The 14,391-nt window shown below is 52.2% G+C and carries 12 protein-coding genes; 8 read left to right on the top strand and 4 right to left on the bottom strand.

What is annotated here, in order from left to right; all coding sequences use genetic code 11:
* Positions 1 to 10 precede the first annotated feature (10 nt).
* Complete coding sequence (locus FFI61_RS16960; RefSeq protein ID WP_200371830.1) at positions 11 to 565, bottom strand: DUF4442 domain-containing protein; 555 nt, start codon at positions 563 to 565, stop codon at positions 11 to 13.
* Between the two features lie 208 nt (positions 566 to 773).
* Between FFI61_RS16960 and FFI61_RS16955 the strand changes: the two genes are divergently transcribed.
* The gene (locus FFI61_RS16955) at positions 774 to 1,724 is read left to right on the top strand and encodes a hypothetical protein (RefSeq protein ID WP_227715025.1); all 951 of its coding nucleotides are present in this window, start codon (positions 774 to 776) and stop codon (positions 1,722 to 1,724) included.
* A 7-nt stretch (positions 1,725 to 1,731) separates the two neighbouring features.
* On the opposite strand, the gene FFI61_RS16950 is transcribed toward FFI61_RS16955, so the two are convergent.
* Complete coding sequence (locus tag FFI61_RS16950; RefSeq protein ID WP_200371829.1) at positions 1,732 to 3,618, bottom strand: methyl-accepting chemotaxis protein; 1,887 nt, start codon at positions 3,616 to 3,618, stop codon at positions 1,732 to 1,734.
* Between the two features lie 114 nt (positions 3,619 to 3,732).
* Between FFI61_RS16950 and FFI61_RS16945 the strand changes: the two genes are divergently transcribed.
* The 4 genes from FFI61_RS16945 to selD all read left to right on the top strand — a co-directional run bounded on the left by FFI61_RS16945 (position 3,733) and on the right by selD (position 8,735).
* Positions 3,733 to 5,253: a bifunctional GNAT family N-acetyltransferase/carbon-nitrogen hydrolase family protein gene (locus FFI61_RS16945; protein ID WP_200205234.1), complete on the top strand. Its 1,521-nt coding sequence runs from the start codon at positions 3,733 to 3,735 to the stop codon at positions 5,251 to 5,253.
* A 116-nt stretch (positions 5,254 to 5,369) separates the two neighbouring features.
* On the top strand, positions 5,370 to 5,768 hold the full coding sequence (locus FFI61_RS16940; RefSeq protein ID WP_200371828.1) for a hypothetical protein: 399 nt from the start codon (positions 5,370 to 5,372) through the stop codon (positions 5,766 to 5,768).
* A gap of 37 nt (positions 5,769 to 5,805) precedes the next feature.
* Positions 5,806 to 6,459: a helix-hairpin-helix domain-containing protein gene (locus FFI61_RS16935; protein ID WP_200371827.1), complete on the top strand. Its 654-nt coding sequence runs from the start codon at positions 5,806 to 5,808 to the stop codon at positions 6,457 to 6,459.
* Positions 6,459 to 8,735 (top strand): selenide, water dikinase SelD, encoded by a 2,277-nt coding sequence (selD, locus tag FFI61_RS16930; protein WP_200371826.1) that lies wholly within the window; start codon positions 6,459 to 6,461, stop codon positions 8,733 to 8,735. Before FFI61_RS16935 ends, selD begins: the two co-directional genes overlap by 1 nt.
* A 2-nt stretch (positions 8,736 to 8,737) precedes the next feature.
* Here selD and senB read toward each other — a convergent pair whose 3' ends face one another.
* On the bottom strand, positions 8,738 to 9,724 hold the full coding sequence (senB, locus tag FFI61_RS16925; protein ID WP_200371825.1) for a selenoneine biosynthesis selenosugar synthase SenB: 987 nt from the start codon (positions 9,722 to 9,724) through the stop codon (positions 8,738 to 8,740).
* A 195-nt stretch (positions 9,725 to 9,919) separates the two neighbouring features.
* Between senB and FFI61_RS16920 the strand changes: the two genes are divergently transcribed.
* From FFI61_RS16920 to FFI61_RS16910, 3 genes are read left to right on the top strand one after another with little or no spacing between them, the layout of a single operon-like run.
* On the top strand, positions 9,920 to 10,795 hold the full coding sequence (locus FFI61_RS16920; protein ID WP_200205229.1) for a putative selenate ABC transporter substrate-binding protein: 876 nt from the start codon (positions 9,920 to 9,922) through the stop codon (positions 10,793 to 10,795).
* Entirely contained in the window at positions 10,795 to 11,445 is a 651-nt protein-coding gene (locus tag FFI61_RS16915; protein ID WP_200205228.1) for a phosphonate ABC transporter ATP-binding protein, read from the top strand. The genes FFI61_RS16920 and FFI61_RS16915 overlap by 1 nt, the downstream gene beginning before the upstream one ends.
* A gap of 16 nt (positions 11,446 to 11,461) precedes the next feature.
* Positions 11,462 to 12,928, top strand: a complete 1,467-nt coding sequence (locus FFI61_RS16910; protein WP_200205227.1) for a PhnE/PtxC family ABC transporter permease — start codon at positions 11,462 to 11,464, stop codon at positions 12,926 to 12,928.
* Positions 12,929 to 12,960: 32 nt separating this feature from the next.
* Here FFI61_RS16910 and FFI61_RS16905 read toward each other — a convergent pair whose 3' ends face one another.
* Complete coding sequence (locus tag FFI61_RS16905) at positions 12,961 to 14,370, bottom strand: MipA/OmpV family protein (RefSeq protein ID WP_200371824.1); 1,410 nt, start codon at positions 14,368 to 14,370, stop codon at positions 12,961 to 12,963.
* Positions 14,371 to 14,391 lie beyond the last annotated feature (21 nt).

The following is a 14,391-nucleotide window of genomic DNA, read 5'->3' as shown; positions in this document are numbered from 1 at the left end:
AGGCTTCTCCTTATGCCGCGGGCTTGAAGCCTTTCTTGCGAACCCGGTACTGAGCAATGGATGTAGCAACGTGATTGCCGTCCATATCCCGCAGTTCTCCGGTGAGGCTGAATTTCGCCCGACCAGTAGCGTCAGCGTCTGCAAGAATGCCCGCAACCTCTTCCGGTGACAATTCAAACTCGACAGTCACATCCGAATTGGCGGGCAGCAAAAATTGCAGCGTCATTTCCTTCAGGATTGGTGTGTAGGCGGGGCCAAGATCAAACAAGGTGAGTACCCCACCCGGAATTTCCGCCACAAGAAAGTAAGCCCCTGCGTACAGGCTGCCAAAGTGGTTCTTGTTACCTTTGAGCTGTATGCGCGCTCGCACGTAACCCGGGCGAACCTCTTCAACGCTGAACCGGTTTCGGGGCGCGAACGGAATCGACAAGCCTATAAGGCGGTTAACGGCGGCGTAGCCGCCGGTTTTCTTCAGCCACTCGACGGGTTGCGCCAGGGTTGCCTTGGGGTCTGTGGTTGAAATCCATTGACCGGTCGCCCCGATAATATTGTCTATTAAGGCCATCATTGTGCTCCGTAAGTTGTATTGAGGCGGATGATTACAATGCCGGACACACATCGCAACACTCTTTTACATATTTCTGGAGAGATTTGCCGGCTCTCCGGAGAATTCTGATCTAAAGTTTGATTACCCGTAATCTTAGTCATAACGTCAAAACAGCTGGCCTATGCGAGCTGGAACGGATTCGGAACATTTCACAAGGATTCGGATAGTGCGATATGCCCAACGCCGTTTAACCTGTGACCAAGCAGGCACCAAACTGTTTGCTGCCACCAGGCTCTCCCTCACACTCCTTTGTGCGCTTGTGTCGAGTTGCTTTGCTCATGCAAACCCCGCACACAACCCTGTACAAGAGTATGTCCTTTGGTACCGGAATTACGATAGCCCTGCTATCTATGCACTGGTTACTCTGGCATTGGAAAAAACACCCGAGTATGGGGAGTTCCGCATTATCCGGAGCCAGGAGCTTAGCCAAGGGCGAGCACTGCGCGAGCTGGGTCGAGGCGGAACCCGTATGGTGGATATTGCAAACGTGGCCACATCAGCGGAGCGGGAGCAGTTTTTGACCCCTGTGCCGGTTCCTGTAGACGGAGGGTTGCTTGGTTTTCGCGTGTGCGTGGTTATGCCAGAAAGTCTCTCACTGTTTGAGGGTATTCACTCCCTAGACGATCTTCGTGAGAGGGGCGTGCGAATTGGCCAAGGGGATCACTGGCCAGACACTCCAATACTCAGAAACAACGAGATTCCAGTTATTACCCATTCCCGTTACGAAATTCTCTTTGGAATGTTAAGAAAACACCGTTTCGATTGCTTTGCCAGGGGTGTCAGTGAGGTAATTAACGACCTGCAAATGGAAAATGACCCCGAGATGACGATAGAGCCCAACCTGGTGCTGGCCTATCCAATGCCCTCTTACCTGTTTGTAGGCCCTGAAGACCAGGTAACAGCGCACCGTTTGCAGCTCGGAATGGAGCGCGCCATTCGGGACGGCAGTTTTGGCGTGTTTCTTGAGCAGTATTATGGTGCGGCGGTTGCTAATCTTAACCTGGATAAACGCACCATCATCGTTTTGGACAACCCCTTCCTGAGTGAAGAGTCAGGAAGCATTGGCCGCGATACGCTGAACAACCTGCGCTGGCGGATTGAGCTACTTCGCGATTAAGCCCCAATCAAACCCGGAAACGGGATACGTTGCCATCAAGGGTGTGGCCAATCTGTTCTATTTGTCCACTGTAAACGTCATTCTCACTGGCAGCGGCAGCGGCTTCCTGGCCTTGATCCGCAATGCGGGTAATCGACGAATTCAGCTCTTCCGTAACCGAGGTTTGCTCTTCTGAGGCAGTGGCAATCTGAGATGTCATCTGGCTGATAGCGGTAATGGCGCTAGTGATGCGGTTCAGGGAATCCATGGCATCCTGCGCTTTTTCCATGCTTACGTTAGATACCGCTGTTGATGCGTTCATTACATCTACCGCATCATTGGCACCGGTCTGCAGCCGCTCAATCATATCGTTTATTTCTTCAGTGCTGGTTTGGGTGCGCCGCGCAAGGTTTCTTACTTCGTCTGCAACCACGGCAAAACCGCGACCAGCGTCTCCGGCCCGCGCAGCTTCAATGGCTGCGTTCAGTGCCAACAGGTTGGTCTGTTCAGCAATGCCTTGAATAACTTCCAGCACCGTTGTGATAGAGGCAACATCGCGACCTAGTGAATCGATGACTTTTGCAGCTGTGCTTACTTCGCGAGACAGCTGCTGCACCGCATCTCGTGATGCAGACATGGTTTCCAGCGATGCCCTGCTGTCGTCATCCGCTGTGTTAGCTGCGTCTGCCGTTTGCTGGGCGTTTTGTGCAATTTCATGGGCTGCTGCGGACATCTGGTTAATCGCGGCCGCCACCATATCGATTTCGGTTTGTTGATTTTCAACGCTGCTGCGGCTGGTCTTGGCCGTGCTTCTGAGCGCCGTTACGTTGGTAGCCAGTTCGCTGCTACCCTGCTGCACTTCACGAACCACCTGATGAATTTTACCGACAAACTGGTTAAAGCTTGCAGCCAACTGGCCGAACTCGTCGCGGGCGCTGTCGTCTAAACGCTGGGTGAGATCTGCATCGTTTGAGCCTATGTCTGCCATGGCTGCATTCAACCTGCGAATCGGAGCCATCAGGGTACGAATTCCCAAATGCAGTACAACAAGTGATACCAGAAGCCCAACAACAGCCATTATCACGCCGGTTATCATGGCGTTTCGAACAGGGGCGCTTATTTTGTCCTGGTTAACGAAGGTACCCAAATACCAGTCAACACCGCGGGCATCGCTGATAGCATGAAAGCTGGCGCTCCAGTCAGCACCTTCCTGCTTAAAGCTGTGCAAGCCTTCTTTCAGCTTTGGAGCCCCACCAAGTAGCGAGCTGATATTTTTACCTATCAGGCGCCGGGTTGGGTGGTACAGCACCGTGCCGTCATTGCTGATCAGCGCAGCATAACCAGTGCCTGCCAGATTGATCACAGACAGCATGCGCTCAATGGCGTTAAGGGTAATATCCGCACCCACAACACCTTGATGCGTCCCACGCTTCACCGGGGCAAATGTAGAGATAATAATTTCGCCGGTTGCAGCATCCAGGTATGGAGTAGTAAAGGATGAGCGGCCAAGCTCCATGGCTCTTTTGTACCAGGGGCGGGTGCGCGGATCATAGCCCTCAGGTAGAGTGTCAGTATCGGCCTGGCTTTTCATCAACATGTACCCGTCAGCACGGCCCACGTACACATCCTTGAAATTGCCGCCTGTTGAAATTGCCTGCAGCAACGTATGTGCTTGCTTATCGTCTGCCACTGACTCGAGAGCTTTAGCCGTTGATTCGGTCATTATAAGCCGGGTGTTGAGCCATTCAGCAATGCTTGACGTATTCTGCTCTGCAGTGTTTTCGATTAATGAATCCACATAGGTTTGCGACGTGTTTTGCAAACGGAGGTTGCCGGAAATTGTGAAGGCGGCCATAACCAGCAAGAGTAGAATGCTGAAAGTGACGAGTAGCTTTTGACCAAATGTAAGATGCACGGCGCGCTCCCTATTTTGTTTCACTGATTAACGGCCGTCTGTGCGAACTCTTTAATGCCTTCTGATAAACTTGTTTCGTAAATTCATTTCCACGCCGTACAGGAGCCCCACTGAATGGCCCATGAAGAGCTGCATCTAAACCTCCGCAACCTGAAGCTTGATGATTATGAACAGCTTCAGGTACTCATGGATCGGGTCTACGACGATATTGGTGGGGCTTGGCCCAAAGACACCATAAAGGCGTTGGTTGAGCAATTCCCCGACGGGCAGATCTGTATTGAAGATCATGGCGAGCTTGTGGCCGTTGCTCTGACTGTTTCCGTCAAATACGAGCGATTCAGTAACCCTCATACCTATGATGACCTGATTCTGAGCAATGAGCAGATCCGGCATAACCCGAAGGGCGACTCACTTTACGGGCTGGATGTGTTTATCCATCCGGAATATCGCGGGTATCGGCTTGGGCGCCGGCTGTACGAAGCTCGCAAGGAACTATGCCGTTCAATCAACTTGCGTGCCATTCTTGCGGGCGGGCGTATACCCGGCTATCACAAGTATTCCGAGCAGTACACTCCGGCCGAGTACATTGATCGCGTTGACCGCAAAGACATCTACGATCCGATTTTGAGCTTCCAGCTTTCCAACGATTTTCAGGTAACCCGGCTGATGCACAAATACCTGCCAGAGGATGAAAAGTCTCTGGGGTATGCAACCTTGCTCGAGTGGCGGAACATTCTCTATACCCCGCCCTCCTCTGTGTTGAACGAAAAGAAAACCCAGGTTCGTATGGGTGCCGTTCAGTGGCAGATGCGAGAGTTTGGTTCAGTTGAGGAAGTGCTGGAGCAGGTTGAGTACTTTGTGGATGCACTCTCCGATTACAAGAGTGACTTTGCACTCTTCCCGGAGTTTTTCAACGCGCCTCTGATGGGTTTGACCGATCAAGTAGATCAAACCCGAGCCATACGTTTCCTCGCCGGTTTCACGCAGCAGTTCCGGGATCGTATGTCAGAGATGGCGGTGAGCTACAACATCAATATCATCACCGGTTCCATGCCTTTGTTGGAGAACGACCGGGTCTATAACGTGTCCTATCTATGCCATCGGGATGGTCGTGTAGACGAACAGCGGAAGATCCACATTACCCCACACGAGCGCCGTGATTGGGTGGTTGAAGGTGGCAACAAGTTTGAAGTTTTCGACACAGACTCTGGCCGTGTTGCGATTCTTATCTGTTATGACATCGAGTTTCCCGAACTCGGGCGAATTGCAGCAATGAAAGAAGTAGACATAATCTGCGTGCCATTCTGGACAGATACCAAGAACGGCTATTTGAGGGTTCGCCACTGCGCCCAGGCCAGGGCTATCGAAAACGAGTGCTATGTGGTAATCACTGGCAGTGTTGGTAACTTGCCGAAAGTGGAAAACCTTGATGTGCAGTACGCGCAATCGTCGGTGTTTTCACCTTCTGACTTTGCCTTCCCTCACGATGCAGTGATGGCAGAGACCACGCCAAATACCGAGATGATTATGTTCTCGGACATGGATCTCGAAAAACTCACATTGGTGCGTAACGAAGGCTCTGTTACCAACCTTAAAGACCGCAGAATTGACATGTATGAAATTATCACCCGATAGGTGTTGAAGAACAGTATTAAAGGTTTATCGTATGACACTGATGGCGTTGCAAATCTTGCTATCAGTGTCTATTGTTTAATCAGTATTCAAACAGCTTCTGTAGAGACTTGGTATTCATGAACGAAGCGTTGCCCGATCTGGTCGCCCAATTCACAATCCGGCACGGCCTGTTCCGCAAGGAACGGGTTGAAGCTGCGCTATTTGAATTGGACTCTTACGGTTGCGTTATGAAGACGGACAAGATGTTCAACCCCGGCGATACAGTCACGCTTGATCTGGTTATGGATATGCCGTTTGATAAAATTCGGGCGGAGAACGTGCCTGGACTTATTACCGAACGCAGAAAACACTGCAGCAACTTTTTCTACTCAATCGATTTTTCTGATTTAAAGTCTGACGGTGACACCACTCTTGAAGAAAAGTTACGCCGTATCAGAGAGGTGCTTTCCAAAAAGCAGTCGTTGAAATCACGACGTTCCTCAGGTTCCGTGTCCAGCATGCGGCATATGGCCTGATTATTATCCGTTCTACCCGCCTCAAGGAGTGAATACCATGGCGAAAAATGCCAAATCGAGCGTTGATAAAATCGTAAAGAAGGTCAACAAGGAATTTGAGAAGACATCTGCCCAGATAGAAGCGCTGATCAACGATGCGATGAAGCACTTCGATTCCCTGCAACACCAGGTTCAGGATCCGGTGCGTAAGCTACTGAAAGAAGTGGACGAGCTTCGTGAGCGTGAAATGAAGCGTTTCACTGATGAGTTTGAACGCCGGCTGGAAGAGTTCCACGAACTGCAGTCCAGCATTCTCGAGCGTTTGGGCGTTGCCTCGAAAGAAGACATTCGCAAGGCTGAAAAAGAAAGCAAAAAACAGCTTAAGAAAGCCCCTGCGAAAAGCACCGCACCCAAGAAAGAAAGCAAAGCCAAAGCGCCTGCTGCCAAAAAAGCAGCACCTAAAAAAGCCGCAGCCAAAAAGCCCGCAGTAAAAAAAGCTCCTGCAGCGAAAGTAGCGAAAGCCGCTGACAGAAGCGATCTTACCTTGGTTAAAGGTATTGGGCCTGCAACGGCCAAAAAGATGAAAGAGGCTGGCATAACCTCCATCGACCAGATTGCCAATCCATCGGCAGATGATACGGATAAGCTGAAGGCTTTCTCCAGCATCAAGGGGTTCGACCAACTGGCGGCCGAAGCCAAGAAAATTAACTGATGCGAACGCCTGACCAGCCTGTATTACGGGACATAGTTCTGATTGGCGGCGGGCACAGCCACGTCGGGGTACTCAAACGGTTTGCAATGAAACCCGTTCCCGGCGTGCGCTTGACCCTTATTTGCCGTGATACTCACACCCCCTACTCCGGAATGCTGCCAGGTTATGTGGCTGGGCATTACAGCTACGATGATGTGCACATCGACCTGAGCCGGTTGGCAGAATTTGCTGGCGCACGTTTTTATCGCTCCGAAGCCATAGGCATAGATCGCAATCGCAAGCGTGTGATCTGCAAAGGCCGTCCGGATGTGCCTTACGACATACTCTCGATCAATATAGGCTCTTCTCCCAGAGTGAATGAGGTTGAAGGCGCTTCTGAATTTGCAGTGCCTGTAAAACCAATCACCGGATTTAATAATCGATGGCTTGCCTTGCTCTCCCGTATCGAGAATCACCAAGGGCCCTTAACCGTTGGTGTTGTAGGCGCAGGTGCAGGAGGCGTAGAACTCACTCTCGCCATGCAATACCGGCTCAAGAACGAACTGGAAAAACGTGGACGGGATTCTGATCAGCTGCACTTTCATCTATTTGATGCAGCCAAGGAAATTCTTCCAACCCATAACGCCAAAGTTCGTGAGATTTTCCGAAAGACACTCTCTGATCGTGGCGTAAAACTCCACCTTGGGTCCCCGGTAGAAAAGGTCAGCGACAGGTTGTTGCGCACTGCCTCTGGCGAAACCCAGCAGGCCGATGAAGTTCTTTGGGTAACCAGAGCAGGCGGACCAGCCTGGCTTCAAGAAACCGGCCTGGCGCTGGACGACGGCCTGTTCCTGCGAGTGCGAGACACCTTGCAGGTTGAGAACGACGACAGCATTTTTGCCGCCGGCGATATCGCTAACGTGGTTAACCATCCCCGCGAGAAAGCGGGGGTGTTTGCTGTGCGTCAAGGCCCCCCTCTGGCGGACAACCTTAAACGCATGGCATTGGGCAAGGCCCCCAAAGATTTCCATCCCCAGAAAAAATGGTTGGCGTTGATCAGCACCGGTGACAAGTATGCGGTAGCTTCCCGTGGTGATATGCAGTTCGATGGTGCCCTGGTGTGGCGCTGGAAAGACTGGATCGACCGCCGATTCATGGAAAAATTCACCGATCTTCCTGCCATGGAAGAATCTGGCGCCCTGCCCGATACAGCAGCAGCCCAGAATCCTGAGGAGGCATCCCAGGCCATCTCTGCAGTTGCTATGCGCTGCGGTGGGTGCGGTGCCAAAGTTGGCAGTACGGTGCTTTCCCGTGCACTGGGTGAGCTTCGGCCCATTGATCGGGACGATATTATTATCGGCCTGCATGCGCCCGATGACGCAGCCGTGCTGAGAGTCCCGCCAGGAAAAGCGGTGGTGCATACCGTCGACTTTTTCAGAGCATTTATTGACGACCCTTACACATTTGGCCGCGTTGCAGCCAACCATGCCTTGGGCGATGTATTTGCTATGGGCGCAGAAGCCCAGAGTGCCACCGCTGTGGCTACGGTGCCTTACGGTATTGAATCCAAAGTGGAGGACGTTGTTTTCCAGATGATGTCTGGCGCTGTAGATGTGTTGAATGAAGCCGGTTGTGCTTTGGTGGGGGGTCATACTGGTGAAGGCCAGGAGCTTGCTCTGGGCTTTGCAGTTAATGGCTTGATAGATCCCGATGAAGTGATGAGTAAAGGCGGCTTGCGAGCTGGTGATGTACTCATTCTCACCAAGCCGATTGGCACTGGAACGCTATTCGCCGCTCACGCCCGCTTGGCGGCCAAAGGACGATGGATAGATTCGGCCCTCGCCTCCATGGTGCAGTCCAACAAGGCGGCGGCAGACTGCCTGCGTCGTTCAGGTTCAAAAGCCTGTACCGATGTGACCGGTTTCGGATTGTTGGGTCACTTGGTTGAAATGACACGGCCATCGGGTGTGGATGCAGAGCTGGACCTATCTGCGATACCCATCCTGCCCGGAGCGGAAGAAACAGCTGCAGCAGGCATTCTCAGCTCTCTTCAACCGGCCAACATACGCTTGCGTCGTGGTATTCGGGATCAGGAAAAATGGGTGAATCACCCACGCTATCCGCTGATTTTTGATCCGCAGACTGCGGGCGGCTTGTTGGCGAGTATTGCGGCTGATAAGGCAGAAGAGTGTGTTCGAGAGCTGAAAGCCCTGGGCTATCCGCACACAGCCATTATCGGTCGGGTTACTCCACAAGATGAAAGTGGACCAATCGAGCCAATTACCTTAAAGGAATGAACTCAGGGTTGATTCCTGGAACAGCGCTGCACGGCAAGTAAAAGCGCCTGCTCCAGGGATTCCTGCTCTTTTTCTGGTGTGAACTTGCCAGCCAGCTGGCTCACCTGCTCTCGTAACTGAACCAAAAATGCTGAATCCGTCTCAGCCCGCGTGAGCACAGCAGCCAGCGCGGACGTATTGCCTACCGGGTAGTACCCGCCATAATCCTTACCAAGCAACCCGATATTACCGGAAATATCGGAGGCTACTACCGGTAAGCCGGCACGGCAGGCCTCTGAGACCACATTAGCGCCACCCTCCATGAGGGAGCTCATTACCAACAACTGGCTAGTGGCCATCAGCTGCAAAACATCGGCTTTCTCAAGCTCACCAAGCCAGTGGAATCGTGGGTTCTCATCGGCTTCCCGGGTCGCAAGGCCTTCCCAGTGAGCGTCGTGTGCCTTGCCTGCACACATCACACGAATTCGGGAAGCTGTGGGCATCAACCTTGCCGCCTTGGCTGCTCGCAGTGAGTCCTTTTCAGACCTGAGGTGGCCGATAACACACACATTGAAGTCTGACGTCGCAGAAGCAGCCGCTCCCGGCGCCTCAGGTGGCTTGTCAGCTGACTGGAAAAGCGTGACCAGTTTGTCCCGGAATCTTTCGGGAATATCGTCCCCCACTTGAGCATGCAATCCAATCAGCGCGTCAGCCACCTGCATGGAATAAAGAGTTTGCTCAGGGTATTTATACTGGTGCCGATAGATGTCTGTTCCCGTGAGAGCGACGACCAAAGGTTTACCCGGCCAGGATTCACGAAACAAACGAATGGCATCGTGGCTTCGCCAGGCATGCAGCGCGAGAAATAAATCACAGGCTTCACCCTTGTATTCCGTGATAACGGACACTTGATGCCCTGATTGTTCCAGCAACGCCTGCCAGCGCTCAGCGGTTGCCCTGTTTCCAGCTTTGGAGCCAGGAGCGGCAGGCGTAATGATGATAATATCCATAAGCATCTTTGGTATAAGGGCCCCCTTTCAGAGCCCGGGTGAAACTTTGGTAGACTTACAAGCTATTTCCGGAGAATAGTGCCCGGATATATGACCTGATTAAACCCTTAAACCGTATAGCTGTTCAGGCTTTGCGGCAATCAGAGTATCCTTCACCTGTACTATATCAGTCACATAACCGATCAAGGATTTCAAATGGCTTTGAATCTTATACGGAAGTTAGTGGTATCCAGCTTGTTCTGCGTCACCGCCGTAACCGCATCGGCGGAAACATTTGTATTTACAGCGATCCCTGATGAGGACGAAACCAAACTGGTAGAGCGTTTTCGTGGAGTGGCAGATTACCTCTCCGAGCAACTGGATGTTGATGTACGTTACATTCCAGTGAAATCCTATGCTGCAGCGGTTTCTGCATTCCGTAACAACCAGGTTCAGCTCGCCTGGTTTGGTGGCCTTTCCGGCGTGCAGGCCCGCAGGTTGGTTCCAGGTTCTGAGGCAATCGCTCAAGGTGTTGAAGACGAAGCTTTCGAAACCTATTTTATTGCCAATACCACCACTGCAATTAAGCCGACTGAGAAACTCAGCGATCTGGAAGCTCCAATGAAGGGCAAAACCTTCACCTTCGGATCCAAAGGCTCAACGTCTGGTCGCCTGATGCCAGAGTTCTATGTGCGCGACACCTTTGGTACCAAGCCTGAGGATTTCTTCTCGCGCGTTGGCTTCAGCGGTAATCACACACGCACTCTGCGTTTGGTTGAAGCCGGAACCTACGATATTGGAGCGCTCAACTTCCAGGTTTGGGAGAAAGAGTTGAGTGACGGGAACATTGATACGGATGCCGTTCAGGTTATATGGAAAACCCCCGCCTACCCGGATTACCAGTGGACTATTCGCGGTGATGTAGATGAGCGTTTTGGCGAAGGCTTCAAGCAGCGCGTTACTGAAGCACTGTTGAACCTCGATAACCCTGAACTGCTGGAAAGCTTCCCACGCTCAGGTTTTATTCCCGCCTCTAACGACGACTATGAGCCGATTCGTAAAACAGCTGAAGAGATTGGAATCCTCGATTGATGTCAGGCTTCGCTTTCTCTGGCCTTACGGCTTCATTCAGCGGCAAGCGGGTTATAGGCCCGCTTTCGCTGCAGGTTAACCCGGGCGAAAAAATCGCGCTCGTGGGTAAAAGCGGCGCTGGTAAATCCACACTCATCCGTTTGATGCACGAACGTGTCAATCGGGAGTCGTCGCTTATCCCCCAAGAGCTGGGTTTGGTGAGTGCTTTGTCAGTATTCCATAACGTATACATGGGGCAACTGGACAAGCACTCAACCTGGTATAACACGATTACACTGGCACGCCCCTTTGCCAAGGACCGCGCTGAGGTGACCACCCTTCTTCAGTCACTTGGAATGACGGAAAAGTTCTGGACACCCACGGCGTCACTGTCAGGCGGGCAAAGACAACGTGTTGCGATTGCCCGCGCTTTATACCGCAAGGCATCCATTCTGCTAGCTGATGAGCCTGTTTCAGCGCTCGATGGGCCCATGGCAAATACGGTAATGACGCTACTTCGGGATCGGTTTTCTACCAGTATTATTGCGCTGCACGACGTTGATCTGGCGCTGGATTACTGCACCAGAATAGTGGGCATTCAGGATGGCCAAATCGCCCTCGATGAACCAAGCGCGAACCTTGTGGCTTCAGACATCATGTCTCTTTACTAGGTAACTCGGCCGTTCCATGTTCTCTTCCCCAACGGTTCGTACCAGTTTTATTTTCCTTGCCATTGCCTTGGTCGGGCTTCTGTTTGCCGATATTGCCATCACAGCATCCAATCCCTGGCGAGATCTGGGCAATTTCTTCCTTGGAATCGTAACGCCCAACTTTTTCAGCAGTGAAGGCCTGATGACCGCCCTGCTTAGAACGGTTGCGTTCGCGTTCGTAGGCGTTGCGCTTGGGGGAGTAGCGGGATTCCTTCTCGCTCTGGCTTACCGATCCCTGCCCGTGCGCATGTTTTGTGCATTTGTTCGCGCAATACACGAGCTGTTCTGGGCGCTGATTTTCCTTCAATTCTTTGGCTTTCATCCCCTAACCGGGGTACTGGCAATTGCCATCCCTTACGCGGGCATTTTTGCCAAGGTGTACTCGGAAATTCTCGAAGAAGCCGATCCGGAGCCCGGTCGGGCGTTGCCACCAGGCACAGGAATCATCTCGGCATTTCTCTACACCCGCATTCCAGACTGCTGGGTGAAAATGCGGACCTATACCGCGTACCGCCTTGAGTGCGGCTTGCGCTCCAGCGCCATCCTGGGCTTTGTTGGTTTGCCAACACTCGGCTTTTACCTGGAGGCATCGTTCTCCCAAGGGCTGTATTCAGACGCCGGCGCCATGCTGATCCTGTTTTACGTGTTGATTGCCACAATGCCCCTTTGGGTGCGTCCAAAGCTGCTGCCCGTGTATATTCTCGGCGCTCCCTTCTTTCTTGGCGAAGGCTTGCCCATTGTGTGGGGTAACGTGCAACGCTTTTTTACTGAAGACATAGTTCCCGCGCCATTGCGTAATGGAGAGGGTCTTGCTGGCCTTGCGCCCTGGCTGAACGACCTGATGATTAACGAGGCTATGCCGGGCATCTGGAACACCATTGTGCTTACCCAGATTGCGCTGGTGGCCACAGGGATTATATCGCTGCTGGCATTCCCGTTAATTTCCAACCACTTTGGCGGGCCCATAAGGCGCAATGCTGGCCATGTTGCATTGGTAATAGCGCGCTCTACGCCGGAATACATTCTGGCTTATATTCTCCTCCAACTCTGGGGGCCGTCGATGTTGCCCGCAGTGGTAGCCCTGGCCTTGCACAACGGCGGTATCATAGGGCACCTGATAGGCCGACAAACCAACACAATCAAACTTCGCCCCGACGCGCCAAACGGAATTAACCGATATGGGTGGGAGTTGGTACCCCGCGTTTATCGCTCATTTCTGGCATTTTTGTTTTATCGCTGGGAAATTATCATGCGGGAGACAGCCATTCTGGGGATTCTCGGCATCTACACCCTTGGGTTCTATGTAGACAGCGCCATACAGAATATCCGGTTTGACCGTGCCATGGTGCTAATCCTGATCACAGCCCTGCTGAACATAGGTGTTGATACGCTTGGGCGCTATATTCGTCGCAAGCTGGCCCTCAAAACCATGCCAACCTGCTAAGTCTCGGTGCTGAATACTCAGGGCCTACCCGTTTACCGCTTACACTCTATGTGGCCAGACACCATGTCGGAACCGCCAGAGACACTGCCCAGAATGTCAGATTTAGCAAAGATACCCGAGCGGTGTAGCAAGGAAATGCCCACGTAACAGTTCCTAACGGCTTTGTTTTCAGTCATCAGGCGCAGTGGCACATCAATTTGCCCTTCAAGGTAGTTGAGAAAGTGAGAGGTGTTTCGCTCCCGCTCCGCTTGTTTGACCTGCTCTACATACGGAACTTTTGCGGCGTAAGAAAAGCCAAAGCCAATACCTAAACGAAACCACTCCTTAGATGACCATGGCGGGTTAGCCGGGGTCATGGCCATCACGTAAGCATTGTATTCACCAAAGTCATCCTGGTATCCGTTTTCAAAACGCCGGTTAAGGGACAACCTGCCCCAGTAGTCGACGTATTTGCCATCTGAAATCAGCTTTCCGAGAGTTAAGCCGGCCATATACGCGTGAACATCCTCGCTGCGCTTGAGCCTGCCTGTCATTGTTCGCGTAAAAGGGCCCTCTGCCTGGTAGCCGGCATTTAGCCGCCACGACCACTCTCCAGCGCGCTCTGAGCCAGACTGCTTGGTTGAGTCATCCAGTGCATTTCCGAACAGGTAGGCAAAGCCGAAAGAGGCGGAAACAAGCTGGGACTCGTCCACCAGGGGGCTGTTATAGATTTCACTATCTACATGTTGAGAGGCAACGTTTGTAAATAACAGCAAGCGGGATGTTGCCCGGTACGAAGTGTTAACACCGGCACGCCAGAACGCTGCAGAATCTGGCTTATAAACAGGTCTGTCGGCCCTGGCCTCTTCGGCATCAACGCCGTAATAATAGTCTGTAAGATCGCTGTCCTGGTATACGTAGCTGAAAAATGGGGTGAAAGACCAGCGCCCGATCTCCATGCCATAAGCGTAAGTGAAATCCCACTCATAGCCATTGTGAACACCAAGTATGTCGTTTGCCCAGGTTGTTGAAAGTGAACCCCAGTCGCCGGAAACCGTGGCTGAAAAGCCCATATCTACGGTCTGATCCCTATCGTTGATACCGTTAAAATAAGAGGTGGCATCTGATTCGAGCTGATTGAATCGATATTTGGCGAGCATATTTACACTCAACCAGTCTGATTTGAAAAGATGCGCTCCTGCAGAGGTGCCATGGGCGAATAACCATTTACCTTCATAAAGATAGAGTGGGATAAGGTCTGCCTTACTGTCTTTGTCCATGCCAGAAATGTTATCCACACCAGTGTAAGGGCTGGTTCCCCTGCGCAGGGCTGCCCCAAGGCCAACGGTGCCAGCCGGCACTTCGATAACAGAGGTTCTGGTGTCGGGCAGGCTGGCATAAGCATCACCCATGATCAAAGAGAGGCTCAGACAAACACTAAGCCTGGTAAATCCACGTTGCATCTTGTATTTCCCGTGTGTCGC

Origin of the sequence: Marinobacter sp. DY40_1A1, assembly GCF_016597815.1 — a bacterium.
Lineage (GTDB): Bacteria > Pseudomonadota > Gammaproteobacteria > Pseudomonadales > Oleiphilaceae > Marinobacter > Marinobacter xiaoshiensis.
This window is presented reverse-complemented; position numbering and strand designations above follow the sequence as displayed.